This is a genomic window from Belliella marina (assembly GCF_042682445.1).
GTDB lineage: Bacteria > Bacteroidota > Bacteroidia > Cytophagales > Cyclobacteriaceae > Belliella > Belliella marina.
Window position 1 is genome coordinate 57,571 of sequence record NZ_JBHUHR010000005.1, and the last position, 21,911, is coordinate 79,481.

The following is a 21,911-nucleotide window of genomic DNA, read 5'->3' on the forward strand; positions in this document are numbered from 1 at the left end:
TATATTTAGAGGCGAATCCCGAAAAAATAGATATCTATGAAAAAGTTCAATAACATAATCCAGTTGCTTTTGGCACTGTTTTTTGCAATAAGTTTGGTTTATTTCTTGGCATTTGAGAGTGTCAAGGGGCTATTTGGTGTGACAGAATTACATTCAGGCACAGTTGTCACCTTTTTATTGGTGGGGTTGATCTTGTTTCTGGCTTCGTGGGGTACAGCTTCCATGGCGCTCAAGGGAGTTGAGAGAGAATTGGTTAAGAAAGAATTGGAGAAAAATGAATTGAAGGCAAAGCTTTATGATCTGGAACAAGGCTTGAAGTTAAAAAGGTTTGAGAGTCAAGAAAAGAAAGTTGATCTGCCTGAAGAAGAAAAAGAAAATTCAGTGATTAAGCCAAGACAGAATTTTAAGTAAGTGTTTGGTGTAATTCCATCTGTTTTTAATTATATTAGGAAATCTATTAAGATTTCCTTTTTTGATGAATCATGTTTGAATTATGGTAGCAAAGACTTTTGGTAGTGCAGTGTCAGGTGTGGCTGCAAAGCTAATCACCATAGAAGTGAATGTTGGGCAAGGTACCAGTTTTTATATGGTAGGTCTACCTGATAGCGCAGTGAAGGAAAGTCAACAGCGCGTCGAATCCGCCTTGAAATATTTTGGTTATAGAATGCCCCGCCAAAAGGTAGTCATCAACCTGGCCCCTGCGGATATTAGAAAGGAAGGTTCTTCCTATGACTTGCCGATTGCATTGGGTGTCCTAAAGGCTTCCGAGCAAGTTCTTTTCCCTGAATTGGAACAGTATGTTATCATGGGGGAGTTGGCTCTTGATGGAAAGCTTAGGCCAGTGAAGGGTGTTTTGCCCATTGCCATAGAAGCGAGAAAGCAGGGCTTCAAAGGCTTTATTCTGCCCAAGGAAAATGCAGCGGAAGCTTCCATTGTCAATAGTCTTGACATCATCGGAGTCGATTCTTTGGAAGAGGCTATCCGGTTTTTGGAAGGGGAGCTGCCAATAGAACCATTAGTCACCGACACCCGGGATATTTTTTACAACTCTTTGGATCACTATGAATTTGATTTCACGGATGTTCAGGGACAAGAGAACATCAAGAGGGCTATGGAGATAGCTGCAGCCGGCGGACACAATGTGATTATGATAGGGCCTCCTGGAGCAGGAAAGACCATGTTGGCAAAGCGCTTGCCATCTATCCTGCCACCACTTTCCTTGCAGGAAGCATTGGAGACTACGAAGATCCATTCGGTGGCAGGCAAGCTTGGGAGAAATGCCTCTTTGGTTTCACAAAGACCTTTTCGGTCTCCGCATCATACGATTTCGGATGTTGCATTGGTAGGTGGTGGAGGGAATCCCCAGCCGGGAGAAATTTCCCTTTCCCATAATGGGGTCTTGTTTTTGGATGAATTGCCGGAGTTCAAAAGGACGGTGCTAGAGGTGATGCGGCAGCCTTTGGAAGAGCGAAAAGTTACGATATCCAGAGCAAAAGTTTCGGTGGATTATCCGGCAAATTTTATGTTGATAGCAAGTATGAATCCCTGCCCCTGCGGTTATTACAACCATCCTGACAAAGAGTGTGTTTGTGGACCAGGCATTGTGCAGAGGTATTTGAATAAAATAAGTGGTCCTTTGTTGGACAGGATAGACTTGCATGTGGAAGTTACTCCCGTAAAATTCGACGAGATGACTTCTACAAGAAAAGCCGAATCAAGTAAATCCATTCGGGAACGCGTGATCAAAGGCAGGGAACTTCAAGTGGAGCGCTTTGCCAAAACGCCGGAAATCTATTGCAATGCCATGATGCCTTCGCATATGGTCAAAGAAGTCTGCCAAATCACGGAAGCAGGTAGGACTTTGCTGAAAACAGCTATGGAAAGGTTGGGGCTTTCGGCAAGGGCTTACGATAGGATTTTGAAGGTGGCCAGAACGATTGCCGATTTGGCTATCAGTGAAGATATAAAGGTGGAGCACCTTGCCGAGGCCATACAGTATAGAAGTCTAGATAGGGAAGGATGGGCCGGCTAGCTATAGCCTGTAGCTGCTTAAAAAAAAAATAATCCCCAATTTCAAATCCCCACATATCAGGGAAATCATTTAGCTGTTATTTATCTACTGGCAAAGTAGTGGGCAACCATAATTTTTTAATATAAAAAAATCTTTATAACTTCACATTAACAATCGATGAAGTTAAAGTTGTTCCCATCACCTGATAGATAAGGTTTACCTATGCCTTATCATTACTTTTTAAAAGGCTGTCTCATACCGGGCAGCCTTTTTTCAATGTAAGGCATTATCTAAATCATCCAAAAGGTCATCCAAATGCTCCAATCCTACAGAAACACGAATCAGATTCTGCGGGGTTTTGGTCTCAGGGCCTTCCGAAGCAGCCCTTCTTTCTATCAGGCTTTCCACCCCTCCAAGGCTAGTTGCGTTGGTGAAAAATTGAAGCTTTGAAATTACCTCGTCAGCTCTGTCGGCATTTCCCTTTACCAAAAATGAAAGCATCCCGCCAAATCCAGTCATTTGGTTTGAAGCGATTTGGTGTCCGAGATGGTTTTTCAGTCCAGGATAGTAGACTTTTTCCACATTTGGGTGGTTGTCCAAATAGGTGGCTATAATTCCTGCATGTTCAGCATGTCCCTTCATTCGGTAGGGGAGAGTTTTGATACTCCTTGTGAGCATGTAGCAATCGAATGGAGATGGGACGGCACCACCAGAGATCTGTACATTTCTTATCTTGTCCCAAAATCCATTTTTTTCTTTTCCTATCAATGCCCCTCCCAGGATATCGCTATGGCCGCCTAGGTATTTTGTTGTGCTATGCATCACGATGCCTGCTCCCATAAGCAGTGGGTTTTGGAATACAGGAGTCGCAAAAGTGTTGTCACAGACGACTATGGAATCATTTTCTTTGGCGATTTTACTGATGGCTCTGATGTCGCTAATTTTCAGAAGGGGATTTGAAGGGGTTTCAATCCAAACCAGTTTCGTGTTTTCTTTGAGAGCTTTTTTGATATTTTCAGGGTCAGTCATGTCCACAAAATCCACATGCAGGATTCCACGAAAGATTTCCAACAGCTGATTTCTCAGGCCATGGTACATGTCATCAGGAGCGATGATATGTGATCCCGGAGCCAAAGCTTGAAAAACAGACATCCCCGCTGCATTTCCTGATGAGAATGCGGCGGCTACTTTCCCATGCTCCAGCTTAGCCAACACATTTTCCAGTGCATTTCGGTTTGGGTTTGCCGCCCTGGAGTAGATCACAGAGTCTTCATGATGCTCAAAAGTCGTGGCAAGTGTAATCGGTTGTACTGCTGGTCTATGGGAATCGGTAATTTTTGTCCCTGCGTGGATGGCTAAAGTTTCTAGTTTCATAAAAAAGAAGGTGAGGATGGACTTTTTCTTTTATTTGAAATAAAGGTAAACCAAAAAGTGGCAAGAGGCAAGGTGGATTTATAATTGACAATTCAATGTCGTTTAGATAAGACCTGTCAGGTTTTCTATTAACATAGGGCATGGGTCTTATTTGGCAGGGAAGGCCATTGGAATGGTTAAACCTGACAGGCTCTAAACTGCATTGATTGATAGTTGATAATTGAAAAATGCCGCAGGCACGAACGGTGTAGGACAAATTATCAATTAACTGTTCCCTGATTTGGATCTTAACAGCTCCAAGCTCCCACAGGCCTTTTGCCACTTAAACAGATCAAGGTACGGTTTGTGTCTCCACAAACCATGGCGTCGACGTTAAGAAAAACATCCTGCAACTTCTCGTGCGCCAGTCAACCTTACAACATTAAAACTCTTCAACTAACTTTACCTAATCCTATCCACTGATCTTACTAGCATTTCATCCTTTCGGATAAACCTGTTTGCAAGTAGGTTTAAGATCATTCCTCCAAAAATTGCCCAGAAACCAACCACAAAAGCGCCATTGACATCAGGGTTGAAGTCAGCGTTTGCTTGGTGGCTTGTCCAAATGATCAATGCAAGGGTGATGACCATCACCAGGGAATTGATCATGTTCAAAAACATTTGTCGGGTTCTGTTTTTATATTGGCTGAGACTGAACAGTGCCAGTCCCGCTGCGATGATGGCTAGGATCCCAATGAAGAACTTGCCTTCAGATTCGATCACTTGTTGGGTTTGAATATCTAATTTCTCCAAGTTCCATGCTGTAAGGGTCAGCATAATGGACTGGTCAGGATTTACTTGCTGCCAGATAGGGAAGCTCACTACCACAACCATTGCAATAGCTACCAAGAATAGGAATACGGTTTGAACTCTTTGTATCATCTTTTATAGAAGTTTTGACAAAGAAACAGGGTAATTTGATGAATCGCAAGGATTAGTTATTTTGGTGTTTAATTTTGGATGGGTTTAGTATCTTTGCAATCGTGACGATAAATACCAAAAGATACTTTCTGGAGATTGCCTACAAAGGCACTCATTACCATGGATGGCAGTTTCAGAACAATGCCGTTTCTGTGCAGGAAACAATCGAAAAAGCAATTTCTATCTTGCTGAGAACTACAGTTTCGATAGTCGGCTCCGGCAGGACAGATACTGGAGTCCATGCATCCCAACAATTTGCGCACTTTGATTTCGTTGGGGATTTGGATGAGTTTGATTTTCTCAAAAAAATAAACTCCCTGCTTCCTCGGGATATAGCAATATATTCTTTGAAAGAAGTAAAGGCTGAAGCCCACAGCAGGTTTGATGCCCAGTGGAGGAGCTACGTTTATAAGATCACCCTCCGAAAGACACCTTTCGAAGGGGAGTTGTCTTGGCATTATTTCCGCCCATTGGATTTGGAGAAAATGAATGAAGCAGCGGCATTGTTAGTGCCTCATCAGGATTTTGAATGCTTTAGCAAAGTTAAAACCGATGTCAGCCATTTTGGGTGTAAAATAAAAGAAGCGTATTGGGAACAAAATGGGCATGAATTGCTATTTCATATAACCGCCAACAGGTTCTTGAGGGGAATGGTGCGGGCGATAGTAGGGACATTGGCCGATGTGGGGGAGGGCAAACTTTCAAAGTCAGGTTTTCAGGCTGTTTTGGACAGTAGGGATAGGAACCAGGCAGGTTCTTCTGCACCTGCCAAAGGCTTGTACTTGTGTCAAGTCTCCTATCCAAGGCATATTTTCATTTAAAAAAACAAATTCAAGTTGAGTCTAGAACAGGAAAATGTAAAAAGTGGTGAAATTCTCGACACCAAAGTGTTGAAAAAGCTCTATGAGTTCATTCAGCCTTATCGAGTGAAGTTTTATCTGTTGATTTTTTTGACATTTGCCCTAGCTGTATTGGCTCCAACGAGACCTTACTATATCCAGATTGCGATAGATGATTATGTTGCTTTCGGTGATAAGCCTGGTTTGGTACAAATCATCTATCTCTTGGTTGGCTTGATGGTCCTACAGGCAATTGTGCAGTTTTTGCATACTTACCTTTCCGGTTGGATTGGGCAGGTGATTATTAGGGATATCAGAGTGAGGCTTTACAGACATTTGTTGAAAATGAGGCTGAAGTTTTTTGACAATACGCCTATAGGAAGGTTGGTTACCAGAAATGTGTCTGACATTGAGACTTTGGCTGATGTGTTCAGTGAAGGCTTGGCTGCCATCGTTGGTGATTTGTTGCAGCTGATGACCATTTTGGGAGTCATGTTTTACATAGATTGGAAGTTGACATTGGTCAGTCTGTGTACGTTGCCGTTTTTGATTATTTCAACTTATGTGTTCAAGGAAAAGATCAAGGTTGCCTTCAATGATGTCAGAAATGCCGTTTCGAATCTTAATTCCTTTTTGCAGGAGCATATTACCGGAATGAATATCGTACAGGTATTCAATAGGGAAAAAAGGGAATATGACAAATTCAAAGCCATCAACAAAGATCACAGAAAGGCACACGTGAAGTCTGTGATGTATTATTCAGTATACTTTCCAGTGGCAGAGATAATCCAGGCGTTTGGGATTGGTTTGGTGGTTTGGTATGGTGCCACGGGGGTTTTTGATTTGGAAATCCAAGTGGGGGTCTTGATTTCATTTATCATGTATCTACAATTGTTTTTTAGGCCCATCAGAATGATTGCAGACAGGTTCAATACCCTTCAGATGGGCGTGGTGAGTTCTTCAAGGATCTTCAAGTTGCTGGATAGTGAAGAGCATATAGCCAATGAAGGTGGGTTTAAGCCAGAAAAAATCAAAGGGAATATCAAATTGGAAGATGTATGGTTTGCATACAACGATGAGGAATATGTGTTGAAAAACATCAATTTCGAAGTGAAGCATGGAGAGACAATTGCTTTGGTTGGGGCAACAGGGGCGGGAAAATCCTCGATCATCAACCTGATCAGCAGATTTTATGAGATCAACAAAGGTTCTATCCAGATAGATGGGACAGATATCAAGGAGTTTGAACTTGGGACTTTGAGAAGGCATATTGGGGTGGTGTTGCAGGATGTATTCTTGTTTTCAGATACTATCTTTTACAACATCACTTTGGGCAATCCGGATATCAGTAGGGAAGAAGTTATGCATGCAGCCAAACTGGTAGGTGCAAAGAAATTCATTGAGCGACTTCCAGGAGGCTTGGATTATAATGTGATGGAAAGGGGTGCGACTTTGTCGGTAGGACAGAGGCAATTGATATCTTTTGTCCGGGCGATGGTCTATAATCCTGAGATCATTATTTTGGACGAAGCCACTTCTTCGGTTGACACTGAAACTGAATTGCTGATCCAGAAGGCCATTGACAAGATGATGACTGGCAGGACTTCTATTGTCATTGCCCATAGATTGTCTACTATCCAAAGGGCAGATAAAATCATCGTGCTACACCAAGGTGAGATCAAGGAAGTGGGTACCCATGAGTCCTTGCTGGAGCATGGAGGCTATTATGCCAATTTGCACAAAATGCAGATGAAGTCGCTAGCTATTTAAAGGTTATAATGTTGAAACGTTTAAAAGTTGGCTTGCGCACAAGTGGCTTCTGATTACTGCACCATAACTTGTGTCCCGCACCATGGCTTGTGTCCCCACAAGCCGTAAGCTAAACTTAATCAACAGAAAAAGGTCTGTGGAGACACATATCTTGGTGTTGGTTTGCAAATGTTCTTGGTACTTGGTACGTTGTACTTCGTACAATTTCATAAGATTGAAGCAACGACTTTTGATTGCTTGCGTTAGAAATTCAATTACTAAACCAAATAAATATAATAAACGTGAAAAAGTTACTGATTTTAGCCATGTTGATGGCGCCTTTTTTTGTGAATGCGCAGGAAGATGGAGTTGGGTTGAGGCTAGGGGAACCATTGTCAATTACCTATAAGAAGTTTTTGGATGACAATATTTCCATAGAGGGGATGTTTGGAAGGGCTGGGATCAATAGCAACCAGTATTACCAAAGGGCATTTGACAGAAATCGACCTAGTTCAAATGCATTTTATTCGGGGCATAGTACGGGCGCTTCTTACGCATTCAATGTAAGGGGGGCTTATCATGAAGATATCACTGATGATCTAAATATAGATGTGGGTTATTTTTTGGCTTATGCAGGTGCAGGTGTTCAATTGAGAAGTACAAGAGTTGATTACAGTTATACCGATTCTTCCACTTTTCCACAAGGTCCTATTTTGAGAGATTCGAGAAGAAATATAGATTTTGGACCAGAAATTTTTGGAGGTGGGGAGTATTATTTTGATGACCTTCCGATAAGTGTTTTTGCAGAGGTAGGTTTATTTGTAGAGTTGTTGGATAGATTTGGCCATTTGAAGTTGCAAGGGGCATTGGGAATCAGGTATTTGTTCTAAAATGAAAAAGTGGGTAATTGGTGCTGCTGTTTTGCTGCTGTTTTCTGCTGGGTGTTTGCTGTTTGGCAAACTGGGAGGTTTCAATGAGATAGAAATGGAATTGATTAGCCCTTTGGATTTGGAAATCCAGGGGTTGTATTATAGAGGTACACCACAAGACGAGGGGCTTGGAAAGGTTTTTGAAAAAGCAGGGGGGATTGCCAAAAGTTTAGAAGTCCCTCTTTACACGATCTATTACATAGAACCTGCTGGCAAACTGGATACAATGGAAGTTTTTGTTGGTGTGGCGAGTGATGTGCAAGGCAATGCTTTTGAATCGAGAAAGTTTCAGTCGGATAAAGCCGTTTTGGCAAAAATCATCGGTCATAGATTTGTGATGCCAGGGCCAAATAAAGTCAAAAAACAAATAGCTGATTTTGCAAAGCAATCTGGGGAAAGTTCACCAACTGTCTTTATTGATAAAATCATTTCATCCGATGAAGTCCATGTGATTGGATTGCTTGAGGAATGAGTTTGCTGACACAATTGTAAAATATTTGGTACAGTTTTAGTGTATTCGCAGATCAAGGGGGAGGTCGAGCAACCAAATCCAACATGATTACGTCTTTGAATTAATATTTACCATAAATCTATCTGTATGAAGAATCTGATAAAAGGAGTTTTGATAATGGGCTTGATGGCCTTTTTTGCATGTGAAGGACCTCCAGGGCCTGCAGGACCTCCAGGTTTGGATGGGGTAGAATACAGTTCTGTTTATGAAAGAACGGTAAGTTTCAATGCTAATAATGGGTATATTCAGGAGTTTAATTTTCCAAATCCTATTTATGAAGATGATGTTGTATTGATATATATAGAATGGGAAAGAACTAATCAAGGATTGCCAATTTGGAGGTTATTGCCGCAATCAGTCTTTTTTGAAGAAGGTATTTTACAATATAATTACGATTTTACGCAAGATGATTATTCAATTTTCTTAGATACTACATTTGATCCTAGTATTTTAGACAGTAGCTGGTTGTTGAATCAGAAATTTAGAATTGTTGTTGTGCCAGGTTTATTTGCAAATGCTAGGATTGACTATAACAATTATGAAGGTGTAATGGAAATGATAGGAATGACGGAAGAAGGTGTAGTAAAGCTTTAGATAAATATAATCTTTTAAAAAAAAAGCCTCCCAGTGAGGCTTTTTTTCTTTTTAGTCTATTTTGAATTTATCCTCGTATATCACGAAATAAAATTTCCTATCTTATCTTTGCAGCATGCAATTGAAAAACGACTTATTACTAAGAGCCGCAAAAGGCGAACCTGTTGAGAGAACGCCAGTTTGGTTGATGAGGCAGGCAGGTAGAATACTTCCGGAATACAGAGCTGTCCGAAATAGCGTCAGCGGATTTATAGAATTGGCTCAGACTCCAGAACTGGCGGCAGAGGTGACTATCCAGCCTGTTGATCTCCTTGGAGTGGATGCAGCGATTATTTTTTCGGATATTTTGGTCATTCCCGAAGCCATGGGATTGCCTTATGAGATGGTAGAAAAAAGAGGTCCTTGGTTTCCGAACGTAGTCAGTTCGGCTGCAGATTTGAAGAAATTGAGGATTGCAGATGGGGTGGATGATTTGAGCTATGTGATCGAAGCGATCAAAATCACCAAGAAAGCATTGAATGGCAGGGTGCCTTTGATTGGGTTTGCGGGAGCACCGTGGACAATATTTGCCTATATGATTGAAGGTTCTGGGAGCAAAACTTTTTCCAAGGCAAGGGCCATGTTGTATACAGAGCCGGCATTGTCGCATCAATTGTTGCAGATGATTACCGATAGCACGATCAACTACCTCAGGGCTCAGGTAGTGGCAGGGGTAAATCTGGTTCAGTTGTTTGACAGCTGGGCAGGGGTTCTTCCCCCCAATCATTATGAAGAATTTTCGCTGAAATATATTTCCCAGATATGTGATGCTATCACTGAGGTGCCAAAGACCGTTTTCGCAAAAGGGGCGTTTTTTGCACGGGAGCAAATGGGGGAATTGAGTTGTGAGACCATAGGTTTGGATTGGAATATGGGGATTGCTGAGTCCAGGAAGATGATTGGGGATCACAAAACCCTCCAGGGGAATCTCGATCCAGCTGCACTTTATGGCACGCCAAAAGAAGTCGAGGCAGCTACGAAATTGATGCTTGACCAGTTCAAGGGGGGTAGACACATTGCAAACCTTGGCCATGGGGTTTATCCAGACATCAATCCGGATATGGTCAAAGTGTTTATTGAGACTGTGAAGGGGTATCGGTAGAAAAGTCGGGTAATGGAGTATTAAGATTCTAAGGCCGAGAAACAAGATGCGAGAGACGAGAAGCAAGAGGCAAAAGCGAGAATTGAGAAGAAACGAAGATGCAAGACTCAAGCTTAGAGATGCTAGGCATGAGTCAAAAGCCTGAAGGGCTTAAACTTTTAAATAACCCTCGGTGAAACCGGGGGGCAAATACAGCGTCCCACGACCCTAAAAGGGTCAAACATTTAAGTATGGATTAGTGAAGATTAAGAGGTGAAAAGTAAATAAAATCAGCCACGAAGTGCTTGCCCTGACGCATGACGGGAGTTAGGCCTTGGTTCACTTGCTCGTCGTGACGGAGCTCAGGAAAAGATTCCAACAATTTTCAGTTATTGCTCCAACTATCTTGGTGCGTTTTAAATACAAACATAATAATAAAAACCAGCTTCGTTTTAGGGGTTGGTTTTTTGTTTTTTGTGAAATATTATAAAATTTCGGTTATGTTTGTTTGTGTCTCTTGCTAAATTATTGTCAAAAGTTGTTTTTTGGGTGTCATTTTTATTCTGTATTTCAATTTTTGAATGGGTTTGTGATTGGCTCGGCATAATTTTCATCTGTTTTTTTTGTCGTTTCTGTAAATTTTATGTTTTATTGTTATTTTTTTGATTAAAAAAACTGATATATGTTGTGTTTTATAAAATCATGGTTAAATTTGAAACCATAATATCATAATGGAACATAAAAAATTGTTCTTATGGGTATTTTTCTAACCTATTTCTAACATAACCTATTTGAAAAAATGAAAAACAGATTTACAAAAGTTTTGGCAAAGGCTTCAGCATTGGTTGCGCTTTGCTTGGTATTGGTATCAGCTCCTGCACTCGCTCAAGAAGAGGATAGCAGATTTAGCATGGATGTTACGCTTAACTCAGATATCTTTTTTGGATTTTACCCATTCTTCGCAGGTTCTTATAGCTTAAGCCAAAACACTGCATTTACATTTTATGGGATTTTATGGTCAGGCGGAGCAGCTGGTGGTAGCTGGGGTAACTGGACAGAGTTTGGTGTTGGTATGAACTTCGACGTAGCCGATGGGATCAATATCAATCCACAGATTGGTTTGCTAAGTGGTAGCTTGACATCAGGTTTGGGAACTCCGGTATTGGGAGAAGGTATTGTTCCTAATTTGACTATTGGTTTGGATAAAGCCAAGACTGAAGGTGAGATTTACATTGGGTACTATCATGGGTTTGATCATGGAAATCCTTCGACCAACAATTACCTACATTACTGGGCTAATACTGGATATAAATTCACTCCGTTCTTCTCTGCAGGCCTTCATTTGGAACAATTGAGATATACAGGAGGAAACAATGCACCATCTGATGCGGCTTACGATTACTACGTGGCTTTAGGTCCATATGTACAGTTTGCAGATCCAAACGGAGGTGCTTTTGCAAGATTTACTTCAGGTGCTGATCTAAGAAGTGATGAGCAGGTTATCAAAAGTAATACCAAGCAGCCTTCCTTCTTCAAGCTGACTGTTGGCTATAGCTTCTAAGCACAAAAAGTTTAAATTATATAAAAAGCTGTCCGATTGATTTCGGATGGCTTTTTTTCGTTTAAAAAAGCATGGAGGTTTTAGTGGTGGGATAAAGGACTTTGTTTGTCAAAATAAAATTGAATCAAATAGGTCATTTGATAAATGAATTTGTCCACTAGTCAGTTTTTCTATTGTATTTAAATGAGGATTCCCATAAATTTCAAAATAAAGATTTTCCTTGGTTCAAAAAGTGATCTCCCGAAACTGATAATTGCTTTTATTTTTTTATCTATGTGAAATAGTAATTGGTAGTGTATTTTCTCAACAAACGTATAGGCAAGGTTTTTTGGGCAGAGAATAGGATAAGATGAGTAAAAACGAAATTTTGGAAAATCTTAACAATGGTGATCAAAAAGCATTCAAATTGCTCTTTGACATGCTTTTTTATGGATTTTTTGGTTTTGCTTTCAGGTACGTGAAAAATAAAGAAACAGCGGAGGAGCTTGTTGAAGATGTGATGGTCCTCATGTGGGAGAAGAGGGGGGAGTTTGATGATTTTGATCGGATGAAAGCCTATTTGTTTGCTGCTTTGAGGAACAAATCATTGGATTATCTCAAATCAAACAGTAAAATGATCCTTATGGAAATCGGAGGACTAGATGTGGTGGAGGAAGATCCCTTTTTGATAGAGGAGGAATTTCACGCATTGATATACCAAGCACTTGATGCCTTGCCTGATAAATGTAGAAAGGTGTTTGAGCTATCATGTTTGGAAGGGATGAAGTACAAGCAGATTTCTGAGGAATTGGGCATATCCCTCAACACCGTCAAGTCCCAACGAAGCAGGGCGATTAAGTTGATCAAAATTTACTTGGGCAAATATATCGTTTTATTATTGCTGACTTTTTACTTTCAGAATTTATAAGATTTCGATTTTTCTCCGGTAAAATTATTTTTTCATTAAATAATCGAAAATTTTTCCACCCATTTTAACTATTGTGCAGTCTTACTTAAAACACATTGATAATGAAGAATTCCAAGCAATCCTTTAAGGTAGCTTTAAATATTTTTAAGTCAATCTCTGGACTTGGCAGTGAAAGAGAAAAAGACGAGTTTAATGAATGGGTGAAAAATCCTGCAAACAAGAAGTTGTTCGGGGAAATCAGCTCAAAGGAAAGCGTCCGGAATAAAATGGAACTGTATGACACAGCTGACAAGGACGCTGTATGGTCAAAAACAATTGGTAGGATTACGGTTTCTGATAGTACAGTCCCGCAAAAAACTTTTTGGACTGGATTAAGAAAAATAGCAGCGGTTGTTGCCATCGGGCTTTTGGTCGGTTTGGGAGTGTCCACCCTTGTGTTTTTGAATGATGATGGGAAAACCGAGTTTGCCCAATTTGTCCCAGGCACCAGAAAAGCAATATTGATCATGGAAGACGGGAAGCAGTTCAACCTAAACAGCAATGAACAGGAAGTGCTTGCATCCAATGGGTTTAAAGTGAAAAGCGTACAGAGTGTCTTGGATTATTTTGTTGATGAATCAGAGCTGGAAGAAGATGGCAAAGAAACAAAAATGCATACGTTGATAGTGCCTATTGGTGGAGAATACACTGTTAGTCTATCTGATGGCACAAAGGTATGGATGAATTCTGCATCAACACTGAGATACCCAATGGTTTTTACTGGAGATAGCAGGGAGGTAGAGCTTATTGGCGAGGCATATTTTGAAGTAGCAAAAGATCAGAAAGAATTTAGGATCAGATCTGGCGAAGTGGCGGTGAAAGTTTTGGGGACTTCATTCAACCTGAGGTCTTATCCAGATGACGATGTCATCGCTACTACTTTGGTCACTGGTAAAGTAAATATGGCGGTAGGTGATGAACAGTTGGATTTGACACCCGGAACCCAGGGGAATTACCACAAAGTGAAAAAGACATTCAATGTCCGGAAGGTTCATGTCAAAGAAAGCATAGCTTGGAAAAATGGCATGTTTTACTTCGAAGAAGTCGCCCTGGAAGAAATCTTAAAGCAATATGGAAGATGGTATGATCTGAAAGTTGTCTTTGAAGACAATGCCTTGAAAGCAAAGAGGTTTACCGGGATTTTTAAGAAAGATGAGACCATTGAGGAATTTTTTGAAATGGTAAAGGAAACTTCAGACATCACTTTCGAAGCCAGAGAGGATACGGTTTTCATCAAAAACCAAAAAGAGACTTCGGCAAAACCAAATCGAAAATATTTAAAATAAAAATGTTCAACCACTAAAACCAATTGATTTATGAAGAAAAACTTTACTGGACAATCAAAAAAGTTGCTTGAAAAGCAACGGTATCTCGCAAGAGTAGGATTATTGATAAAAACCTCGGTTCTGTTCATAGCTTGTTTTTTTAGTCTGAATGCCATGGCTTTACCACAGAAAATAACCCTTGAGCTGGACCATAAGCCATTGAGGGAAGCTTTTAGTATTCTGAAGAGCAAAAGTGATGCGATATTCTTTTTTAGCCATGATGAACTCGATTTGAGTAGGGTGGTTTCAGGTAAATTCTATGATCAGGAGATTGAGGAGGTTTTGGAAGTTTTGGTAGGCAAAAATTACAATGTCACTGTCAAGGATGGTAATGTATACATCATTTCTCCCCGAAAAACTTCAGTCAGTCCGATTTCCGTGATGGATAAGATCAGGATTAGTGGAAAGGTATTGAATGTAGCTGGGGAATCTATGCCGGGAGCTATCATCAAGGTGAAGGGATCCTCATTGGGCACTGTGTCGGATGTGGATGGCGGTTTTACAATTTTGGTACCTTCCACAGAATCGGTCTTGCTAGTGAGTTTTATCGGTTTTGTTCCGAAGGAAGTTACCGTAGGAAATACTACCCAGTTTACCATAGTGATGGAAGAGGAGACGACTGCACTTGATGAAGTGACTGTCGTGTCTACTGGCTTTATGGATGTAGATAAAAGAAGATTCACCGGGGCAGTAAGTTCGTTGGATGGGAATGACGTGAAGATGGAAGGGACTATAGATGTCTCCAGGATGTTGGAAGGAAGGGCCTCTGGAGTATCTGTCCAGAATGTTTCCGGAACTTTTGGATCGGCACCAAAGCTGAGGATCAGGGGGGCAACTTCTATTACTGGGGACAACAAACCACTTTGGGTGATAGATGGTGTGGTCTTGGAAGATGTGGTAAATGTGTCCAACGACCAATTGGCTAGCGGTGATCCGATGACTTTGATTGGTTCATCGGTAGCGGGAATCAATGCGGATGATATAGAGAGTTTTGACATTCTAAAAGATGCTGCTGCGACGGCACTGTATGGGGCGAGGGCCATGAATGGCGTGGTGGTTATCAATACAAAAAAAGGACGTGTAGGGAAACCAATCGTGACCTATACCGGTAATTACTCTACCTACCTGAAGCCAAATTATAACAATTTCAACATTATGAATTCGGTGGATCAGATGTCTGTGTATGCGGAGATGTACCGAAAGGGCTGGTTGAACCACGCTAGCATATCGAATGCATCTGATGGAGGTGTGTTTGTGAAAATGTACAACCTGATCAATACCTATGACGAATCGACTGGCCAATTTGGTCTTCAGAATACACCAGAGGCAAGAGCCCAATACCTGGAAAGGTATGCGAGGGGTAATACAGACTGGTTTGATGTTTTGTTCAGAAATTCATTCGTTCAAGAACACTCTCTGAGTATTTCTTCTGGTACAGAAAAATCTAGGCACTATTTTTCCACCAGTTACTACAATGACAGTGGTTGGACGATTGCCGACAATGTAAATAGATATACGGCCAATTTGAGGTCCAACTATGATATAACCAATAGCTTGGAGATAGGTGTGATAGCAACAGCATCTATCAGGGAGCAAAGAACACCCGGTACTGTGAATAGGGTCAATGATGTTGTGAGGGGGGCTTATGCAAGGGATTTTGATATCAATCCTTTTAGCTACGCATTGAATACGAGTAGGGTGCTTTCGGCATATGATGAAAATGGTGATCTGGAGTTTTTCACAAGAAATTATGCGCCATTCAACATCATCCATGAAACAGCAAACAATTATGTGGACCTCAATATGATGGACTTCAAGTTGCAGCTGGATGCTACCTATAAGTTTAGCGAAAACTTCAAATACAATGCACTGGGGTCTTATCGCTATGTAAAAACGAATAGGCAGCATAATGTGACTGAGTATTCCAACATGGCAGAGGCTTACCGTCAGGATTGGTCTACACAAATCAGAAGAAACAACAGGTTTCTGTTCGACGATCCGGATTTCCCGGCAGAAGAGGCGCAAGTGGTTCTTCCTCAAGGAGGGTTTTTGAATAAAAACGAAAATTACCTGGTCAATTTCTATGCGAGACACATGTTGCAGTGGAGCAAAGAGTATTCGGGAGGACATTTTCTGAGTGCTTTTGGAGGCCAAGAAATAAAGTATACAGATAGACAGACTACTTTTTTCAATGGTTATGGCTTCCAGTTTGACAAAGGGGGTGTTCCATTCACTGACTACAGGATTATCAAACAGGCTTTGTTGGGGAATTTCAATTACTATGGTCAGAGTTTGTTCTATGATAGGTTTGTTGGATTTTTCAGTAATGTGAATTATTCCTACAATGGGAAATATGTAGCAGAATTCACTACCAGGTATGATGGTTCAAATATGATGGGGGATTCAAGGCAGGCCAGGTGGCTGCCTACTTGGACAGTCAGCGGTGCGTGGAATGTAGACCAGGAAAATTTTATGCAGCAATACACCAGCATCGATTACTTCAAGTTTAGGGCGTCTTATGGATTGACGGCATCCATGGGAAATGCGACCAACTCAAAAGCAATTTTCCAAAGTAACAATACGCTGAGGCCTTACCCTTCGGAGATGGAGTCTCTGATTGGTATCCAAAGTTTGGAAAACTCAGAGCTGACTTGGGAAAAGAATTATACTTCCAATTTTGGGGTTGATCTAGGCTTGTTGAATGGGGTATTGAATCTGACTGTGGAATATTACCGCAGGGATATGTTTGACCTGATCAATACAGTGAGGACTTCCGGAATCGGTGGTCAAGCCACCAAATCCGCAAATTATGCTGACATGAAGTCAAGCGGTGTGGATTTGAACATCGGACATAGATATTTGAAAGGAACCAACTGGGAATGGAGGGGGAATTTGACCTTTTCCTATAACCAAACAAGGATTACCAACCTTAGGAATAACCCAAGGATATTCGATTTGGTAAAACCGGAAGGTGGACCAAGTGAGGGCGGGGCAGTAAGGGGGTTGTACTCCATACCGTTTGTCGGGTTGGACCCATCTACAGGGATTCCAATGTTTGTCAATGAAAATGGTGAGACTAGCCCGAATGTATATCTGCAAAGTATTGATATCGATAATTTGGTTTATGAAGGGCCTGTTGATCCTACTATTTTTGGTGGGTATTCCAATAGCTTCAAATACAGGAATTTCAATATTGCTGCATTTTTCACCTATCAAGCAGGGCATAAAATCAGGATGAACCCTGTCTTTAAGGGAGCGTATTCCGATCTTGATGCAATGCCGAGGGAGTTTTTGGATAGATGGACTTTGCCGGGAGACGAGCAGGTTACGAATATACCAGTGATCATGGATCCTGTTCAGGCAGAATTGTTGGGAAGTGTCTATCCTTACAACAACTACAACTATTCTTCGGCCAGAGTAGCTGATGGTTCATTTGTCAAATTGAGAACAGTGACGGTAGGCTACATGCTGCCAAGGTCATTTGTCGACAAAATGAAAGCGCAGAACATCAGCTTAAACCTCCATGCGACGAATCTTTGGACGATCTATGCGGACAAAAAACTCAATGGACAGGATCCCGAATTCTTCAATTCCGGAGGGGTGGCGCTGCCATTGCCTAGACAGTTTACTTTGTCTTTAAAAGCTATTTTCTAGATTTTACTTAAAGATGCTACAGATGAAATCACTAAAAAATATACTCTCGATTTTGACGGTCACATCTTTTGTGATGGTCAGTTGCAATAGTTTTCTCGATCAGCTTCCCGATCAGAGAACTGAGTTGAATACCCCAGGCAAAATATCCGAACTGTTGGTAACTGCGTATCCAGGGGCAAATTATATCACATTTATGGAAGCCATGAGTGATAATGTGACGGATAATTTTGGAATGGGAAATGTGGAAAATATCAACACAGATCCGTATTTCTGGAGAGATGTCCAGGGGATCAATCAGGATACGCCTACTTTCTATTGGAACAACTGCTACTCGGCAATTGCGGCATCCAATCAAGCCTTGGAAGCCATCGAGCTCCTGGGGGATGGACCGGCTTATAGTTCCCAAAAGGGAGAGGCACTTTTGACTCGTGCTTATTCCCATTTTATGCTTGTTAGTCTTTTCTCAAAAATGTATGACCCAACTACAGCAGACACGGATTTGGGGATTCCCTATGTCTTGGAGCCGGAAAAAGTAGTGTGGAAAGATTATGATAGGAAGACAGTTGCGTATGTGTATGAGCAGATTGAAAAGGATTTAAAAGAAGGTATCCCCCTGATCAATGACAACAATTATGAAGTGCCAGGCTACCACTTTACCAGGAGGGCTGCACATGCATTTGCCGCCAGGTTCTACCTTTTCAAGGGAGATTACCAAAAGGTAATAGACCATGCAGAAATAGCCTTTCCAAGCAATAACTATGTCAATAGCATGCGTGCATGGACTACAACCTACAAGGAGTGGACTGCTGAGGCTTTGTCCTTGAACTACACCAAGGCAACCGAGAGTTCAAATTTGCTTTTGGCACAGACGACATCCTGGTGGGCAAGAAGGTTTAGGGGGTATAGGTATTCCACTTCCAATGAGATCATCTACTCCGTATTTGGTGGCTCGGGAAGAGTCAATGTGATAGGCACCCAGATGGCTTACAACGTTTGGTCCCAAAGCAATCTTTCCTTCTATGTGAGGAAATTTTCTGAGCATTTTGTGAGGACCAGTATCAATGCCACGACTGGTAGGGGGTATGTGATGGTGCCATTGTTTACGACAGAGGAAGTGTTGCTGAGTAGAGCAGAGGCTCATGCCATGTTAGGCAACAATGAAGCGGCTCTCCAAGACTTAAATACTTTTGTCAGTCAGCGGGTGGTGAATTATAGCCCGTCAAATCACAGTCTTACAGAACAAAAAGTGCGCAGTTATTATGGTACAGAAGATTCAAAAGAGGCAATCGTAAAAGCCGCACTGGATATGAGGAGAGCAGAGTTTATGCATGAAGGATTGAGGTGGTTTGATATTTTGAGGCATAAGATCCCTGTTACGCATAGGACTTCCACTGGAGAGACGCACGTTCTTGCCGCTGATGACCTAAGAAGGGTCTTGCAGATTCCTGAGGATGCATTGCAGGCGGGATTGGAGTTGAATCCCCGCTAAAATATAATTTGTTCTAAATAACGGAAGAGTTGAATTATGAAAAGATATATTATTGATAATAAGTGTTTTGACAAGGTATCTGCCCTTGTGCTTTCCTTTGTAGTATTTTCCTGCGCTGTTCAGGAAGACTTGTCCAAACCGATATTGGGATTGGAGGGGGATGTTTGGGAGAAAACGGAAATCGACCATTGGTTGGATGAGAATTTCCTTGTCCCATACAATGTAGAAGTGAAGTACCGTTGGGATGCATCGGAATTGGCTATCGATAGGACGTTGGTTCCACCACAGGAAGAAAGGGTCATCCCTATCATGGAAGTAGTGAAAGAAGGCTGGATAGATGTGTATAATAAAGAAACCCAAGAGGCTTTTATCAAAAGGTATGCACCTAAGCAATACCAATTGGTAGGGAGTCCGCAGTATAATTCCAACGGAACGATCACAGTAGGGCAGGCAGAGGCTGGCAGAAAAGTGGTTTTATTCAGGGTCAACCAGTTTGAAAGAAGCAACCGGACGATGGTGAAGAGGACTTTGAAGACTATCCATCATGAGTTTGCCCATATTCTTCACCAAAACATCATGTATGCACCCGAGTACAAAGAGATTACCCCTGGGGCATACACAGCTTCTTGGAATACTTTGAGCGATGCCCAGGCCAGGGAAATGGGTTTTATTACACCCTACTCTTCCTCATCTCCTGATGAAGACTTTGTCGAGATGATTGCAATCATGTTGACGGAAGGCAAGCTAGGGTATGAAAATATCTTGGCAGGAATCAGTAGCCCACAAGCCGTCCAGGCTCTGAGGAGAAAAGAGGAGATTGTGGTAACCTACTTCAAGCAAGTTTGGGACATCGATTTTTATAAATTACAGGAAACCACAACTTTGGCGATTGAAGATATTTCGCCAAGCCCAGTGACTCCATTGCACACTATTTTGGGTGCAGAAGAAACCTATTCGACGTTGAAGCTTGATTTGGAAGAAAGAGAAGACCAATCAGGGTTGTTTATGGGGGTATTCCAAACAGCAAATGAAACATTGGGGACATTGGGAAATGCCGGAAGGTTTATAGAAAGTGTTGATTTTACTTTCGTGGATGCAGGTTCCCTATTGGTCAGTATCGCCTACAAGAACCCAAATAACCTAGCCAGTACATTTTATGCCGATTTTGGGTTTGACTATCATGTGGATGGTGATGGGGTAGCTGATTTTACTTATACAGGACCACCAGAAGAGGCTGTTACCCGAAACAACAATGCAAGGGTTATCGAAAGCTATGTGATGGCATTGATGGACTATCTGGGAGAAAACAATTTCAAGATCGATTGGAAAGATGGGAGGCCACAGATAGGCACGACCGATCAGTTTGGGAAGTTCACTGTTGAAGGTGATGACGAAAATTATTTCTTTGGACTACTTGGTAACTAAAATTTGATAGTCATGAAAAAACTTAAATATATATATTCATTCCTTTTTGTTTTAGGATTGTTTGGTTGCGACTTGGAGGAGGAGCTGGTATTGGACAACCCTGACGAGAGGTTGATTGCCAATTTGGAAGAATTGCAAGAGGTGTTGCAAAGTGCTGACAACGGATGGATTGGAAGGATGTATCCATCTGGAGGCAAAGGTTTCTCGTTTTTCTTTGAGTTTGGGGCAAACGGAAGGGTGAAGATGCTCTCCGATTTCAGCGATGAAACTGCTACAGAGACAAGGGAAAGTACCTACAGGCTGAAGGCATTGCAAAGACCGACTGTTATTTTTGATACTTACAATTATATCCACCTGATTGCAGATCCGGATGAGAGCATCAATGGCGGGACTAGGGGTTCTGGGCTTGATTCCGATTTTGAATTTGCGACTGTATCCGTTTCCAGTGGCCAAATTGATTTGGAAGGAGTGAAGAAAGGGAGTAAAATGACATTGTATGCGGCAACATCGGCTCAGGCTACAGCATGGAAGGACGGCGAGATTTCTACAATGTTCAGCATCACCAGAAACTATTTGGGTGGGAATGGTTTCCCGTATGTAGATTTTGGTGATGGGATTAGACAAGCTGTAGATATTTCCTTGTCCAACAAGACATTCCAACTAAGTTATATTGATGGGGATGGTCAAAGCGTTTCCCTTGAGGGAAAATTTGCTTTTACGCTGGAGGGTTTGTCTTTAGGGGATACGCTAGAGTATGAAGGGAAGGCGTTTGGAGATATTATTTGGGATGTGGAGAAAGAGAATTTCTACTTGCTGATAGAAGGGGAAAAGTTGTATTTTAGTATTTCTCCTACACCAATTATTCCTTTGGCTACCCTTTTGGGGTACGGCAAACAATATACCATGCTTACATACAATCCTTCGACAGTAAGTCCATTGCCGTCAGTATTTTTGGATGTGTTTGCAGCTGGGAAAGCGGGACTTGCTGGGTTGGCAGGTAGAAACTTGAATAGGGTGGAGTTCACTTTCACAAATACCAATGAAGCAATTCTCAACTTTGCATATAACAATGTTGCCGGCAGTAATTTCAACGCAAGGACTACCTATAGAATCCTCACGGATGATGAAGGGAACCTATCGTTTGAATTTATGGCACAGGACAACAATACGAATGTGGTAGGCAGTGGATTGGCAGCTATCAAAAACTACTTCGAATCTAATACATTCAAGATAGATTGGGCAGCTGGAGATGGTAATCTATATGGCGCACTGGTAGTCGTGGATGATCCAGGTTCATATTTCTATGGTACGTTCTAGTAAAAATAGGTGTTGGAGAATAGAAAATGGGGCTAAAATTTTAGCCCCATTTTTTTATTGTGTGTGGAATAATAACTAAAGAAGTATTCTTGATAATTAGCTGTGTT

17 protein-coding genes are annotated in these 21,911 nt (G+C 41.5%); 15 read left to right on the forward strand and 2 right to left on the reverse strand.

Translation table 11 applies throughout. From position 1 onward, the window contains the following. Positions 1-36: 36 nt before the first annotated feature. Positions 37-411, forward strand: a complete 375-nt coding sequence (locus ACFSKL_RS02570) for a hypothetical protein (RefSeq protein ID WP_376883262.1) — start codon at positions 37-39, stop codon at positions 409-411. Between the two features lie 82 nt (positions 412-493). Continuing rightward, positions 494-2,032 (forward strand): YifB family Mg chelatase-like AAA ATPase, encoded by a 1,539-nt coding sequence (locus tag ACFSKL_RS02575; protein ID WP_376883264.1) that lies wholly within the window; start codon positions 494-496, stop codon positions 2,030-2,032. A gap of 252 nt (positions 2,033-2,284) precedes the next feature. On the opposite strand, the gene ACFSKL_RS02580 is transcribed toward ACFSKL_RS02575, so the two are convergent. Both ACFSKL_RS02580 and ACFSKL_RS02585 read right to left on the reverse strand, forming a co-directional pair. Beyond that, the gene (locus ACFSKL_RS02580) at positions 2,285-3,385 is read right to left on the reverse strand and encodes a trans-sulfuration enzyme family protein (protein ID WP_376883266.1); all 1,101 of its coding nucleotides are present in this window, start codon (positions 3,383-3,385) and stop codon (positions 2,285-2,287) included. 441 nt (positions 3,386-3,826) lie between these two features. After that, on the reverse strand, positions 3,827-4,306 hold the full coding sequence (locus ACFSKL_RS02585; RefSeq protein WP_376883268.1) for a DUF4293 domain-containing protein: 480 nt from the start codon (positions 4,304-4,306) through the stop codon (positions 3,827-3,829). A gap of 107 nt (positions 4,307-4,413) precedes the next feature. Between ACFSKL_RS02585 and truA the strand changes: the two genes are divergently transcribed. The 13 genes from truA to ACFSKL_RS02650 all read left to right on the forward strand — a co-directional run bounded on the left by truA (position 4,414) and on the right by ACFSKL_RS02650 (position 21,804). Beyond that, positions 4,414-5,166 carry a tRNA pseudouridine(38-40) synthase TruA gene (gene truA, locus ACFSKL_RS02590; RefSeq protein WP_376883330.1) on the forward strand — a complete coding sequence of 251 codons (753 nt, stop codon included), beginning with the start codon at positions 4,414-4,416 and terminating at the stop codon, positions 5,164-5,166. Positions 5,167-5,181: 15 nt separating this feature from the next. Then, positions 5,182-6,954, forward strand: coding sequence for an ABC transporter ATP-binding protein (locus ACFSKL_RS02595; RefSeq protein WP_376883270.1), 1,773 nt, complete (start codon positions 5,182-5,184; stop codon positions 6,952-6,954). Positions 6,955-7,235: 281 nt separating this feature from the next. Then, positions 7,236-7,823, forward strand: coding sequence for a hypothetical protein (locus tag ACFSKL_RS02600; protein ID WP_376883272.1), 588 nt, complete (start codon positions 7,236-7,238; stop codon positions 7,821-7,823). Position 7,824: 1 nt separating this feature from the next. Further along, positions 7,825-8,334, forward strand: coding sequence for a hypothetical protein (locus ACFSKL_RS02605; RefSeq protein WP_376883273.1), 510 nt, complete (start codon positions 7,825-7,827; stop codon positions 8,332-8,334). Positions 8,335-8,460: 126 nt separating this feature from the next. Continuing rightward, positions 8,461-8,967 carry a hypothetical protein gene (locus ACFSKL_RS02610; RefSeq protein WP_376883274.1) on the forward strand — a complete coding sequence of 169 codons (507 nt, stop codon included), beginning with the start codon at positions 8,461-8,463 and terminating at the stop codon, positions 8,965-8,967. Between the two features lie 115 nt (positions 8,968-9,082). Next, positions 9,083-10,108, forward strand: coding sequence for a uroporphyrinogen decarboxylase (gene hemE / locus ACFSKL_RS02615; protein ID WP_376883275.1), 1,026 nt, complete (start codon positions 9,083-9,085; stop codon positions 10,106-10,108). 778 nt (positions 10,109-10,886) lie between these two features. Next, complete coding sequence (locus tag ACFSKL_RS02620) at positions 10,887-11,648, forward strand: DUF6733 family protein (protein WP_376883276.1); 762 nt, start codon at positions 10,887-10,889, stop codon at positions 11,646-11,648. A gap of 349 nt (positions 11,649-11,997) precedes the next feature. Further along, positions 11,998-12,555, forward strand: coding sequence for an RNA polymerase sigma-70 factor (locus ACFSKL_RS02625; protein ID WP_376883277.1), 558 nt, complete (start codon positions 11,998-12,000; stop codon positions 12,553-12,555). A gap of 101 nt (positions 12,556-12,656) precedes the next feature. Then, positions 12,657-13,880 (forward strand): FecR family protein, encoded by a 1,224-nt coding sequence (locus ACFSKL_RS02630; protein WP_376883278.1) that lies wholly within the window; start codon positions 12,657-12,659, stop codon positions 13,878-13,880. Between the two features lie 30 nt (positions 13,881-13,910). Continuing rightward, positions 13,911-17,573, forward strand: coding sequence for a SusC/RagA family TonB-linked outer membrane protein (locus ACFSKL_RS02635; RefSeq protein WP_376883280.1), 3,663 nt, complete (start codon positions 13,911-13,913; stop codon positions 17,571-17,573). 22 nt (positions 17,574-17,595) lie between these two features. Continuing rightward, positions 17,596-19,062: a RagB/SusD family nutrient uptake outer membrane protein gene (locus ACFSKL_RS02640; protein ID WP_376883282.1), complete on the forward strand. Its 1,467-nt coding sequence runs from the start codon at positions 17,596-17,598 to the stop codon at positions 19,060-19,062. Positions 19,063-19,098: 36 nt separating this feature from the next. Continuing rightward, on the forward strand, positions 19,099-20,487 hold the full coding sequence (locus ACFSKL_RS02645; protein WP_376883284.1) for a zinc-binding metallopeptidase: 1,389 nt from the start codon (positions 19,099-19,101) through the stop codon (positions 20,485-20,487). A 12-nt stretch (positions 20,488-20,499) separates the two neighbouring features. After that, positions 20,500-21,804, forward strand: a complete 1,305-nt coding sequence (locus ACFSKL_RS02650) for a DUF4302 domain-containing protein (RefSeq protein WP_376883286.1) — start codon at positions 20,500-20,502, stop codon at positions 21,802-21,804. Positions 21,805-21,911 lie beyond the last annotated feature (107 nt).

What these genes read in the sequence shown, in the direction of transcription:
- ACFSKL_RS02575 (WP_376883264.1), top strand. Translation starts at nt 494, where the DNA reads ATGGTAGCAAAGACTTTTGGTAGTGCAGTGTCAGGTGTGGCTGCAAAG.
- ACFSKL_RS02630 (WP_376883278.1), top strand. Translation starts at nt 12,657, where the DNA reads ATGAAGAATTCCAAGCAATCCTTTAAGGTAGCTTTAAATATTTTTAAG.
- ACFSKL_RS02640 (WP_376883282.1), top strand. Translation starts at nt 17,596, where the DNA reads ATGAAATCACTAAAAAATATACTCTCGATTTTGACGGTCACATCTTTT.
- ACFSKL_RS02580 (WP_376883266.1), bottom strand. Translation starts at nt 3,385, where the DNA reads ATGAAACTAGAAACTTTAGCCATCCACGCAGGGACAAAAATTACCGAT.
- ACFSKL_RS02620 (WP_376883276.1), top strand. Translation starts at nt 10,887, where the DNA reads ATGAAAAACAGATTTACAAAAGTTTTGGCAAAGGCTTCAGCATTGGTT.
- ACFSKL_RS02650 (WP_376883286.1), top strand. Translation starts at nt 20,500, where the DNA reads ATGAAAAAACTTAAATATATATATTCATTCCTTTTTGTTTTAGGATTG.
- ACFSKL_RS02570 (WP_376883262.1), top strand. Translation starts at nt 37, where the DNA reads ATGAAAAAGTTCAATAACATAATCCAGTTGCTTTTGGCACTGTTTTTT.
- ACFSKL_RS02585 (WP_376883268.1), bottom strand. Translation starts at nt 4,306, where the DNA reads ATGATACAAAGAGTTCAAACCGTATTCCTATTCTTGGTAGCTATTGCA.
- ACFSKL_RS02605 (WP_376883273.1), top strand. Translation starts at nt 7,825, where the DNA reads ATGAAAAAGTGGGTAATTGGTGCTGCTGTTTTGCTGCTGTTTTCTGCT.
- ACFSKL_RS02625 (WP_376883277.1), top strand. Translation starts at nt 11,998, where the DNA reads ATGAGTAAAAACGAAATTTTGGAAAATCTTAACAATGGTGATCAAAAA.
- ACFSKL_RS02610 (WP_376883274.1), top strand. Translation starts at nt 8,461, where the DNA reads ATGAAGAATCTGATAAAAGGAGTTTTGATAATGGGCTTGATGGCCTTT.
- ACFSKL_RS02645 (WP_376883284.1), top strand. Translation starts at nt 19,099, where the DNA reads ATGAAAAGATATATTATTGATAATAAGTGTTTTGACAAGGTATCTGCC.
- ACFSKL_RS02635 (WP_376883280.1), top strand. Translation starts at nt 13,911, where the DNA reads ATGAAGAAAAACTTTACTGGACAATCAAAAAAGTTGCTTGAAAAGCAA.
- hemE (WP_376883275.1), top strand. Translation starts at nt 9,083, where the DNA reads ATGCAATTGAAAAACGACTTATTACTAAGAGCCGCAAAAGGCGAACCT.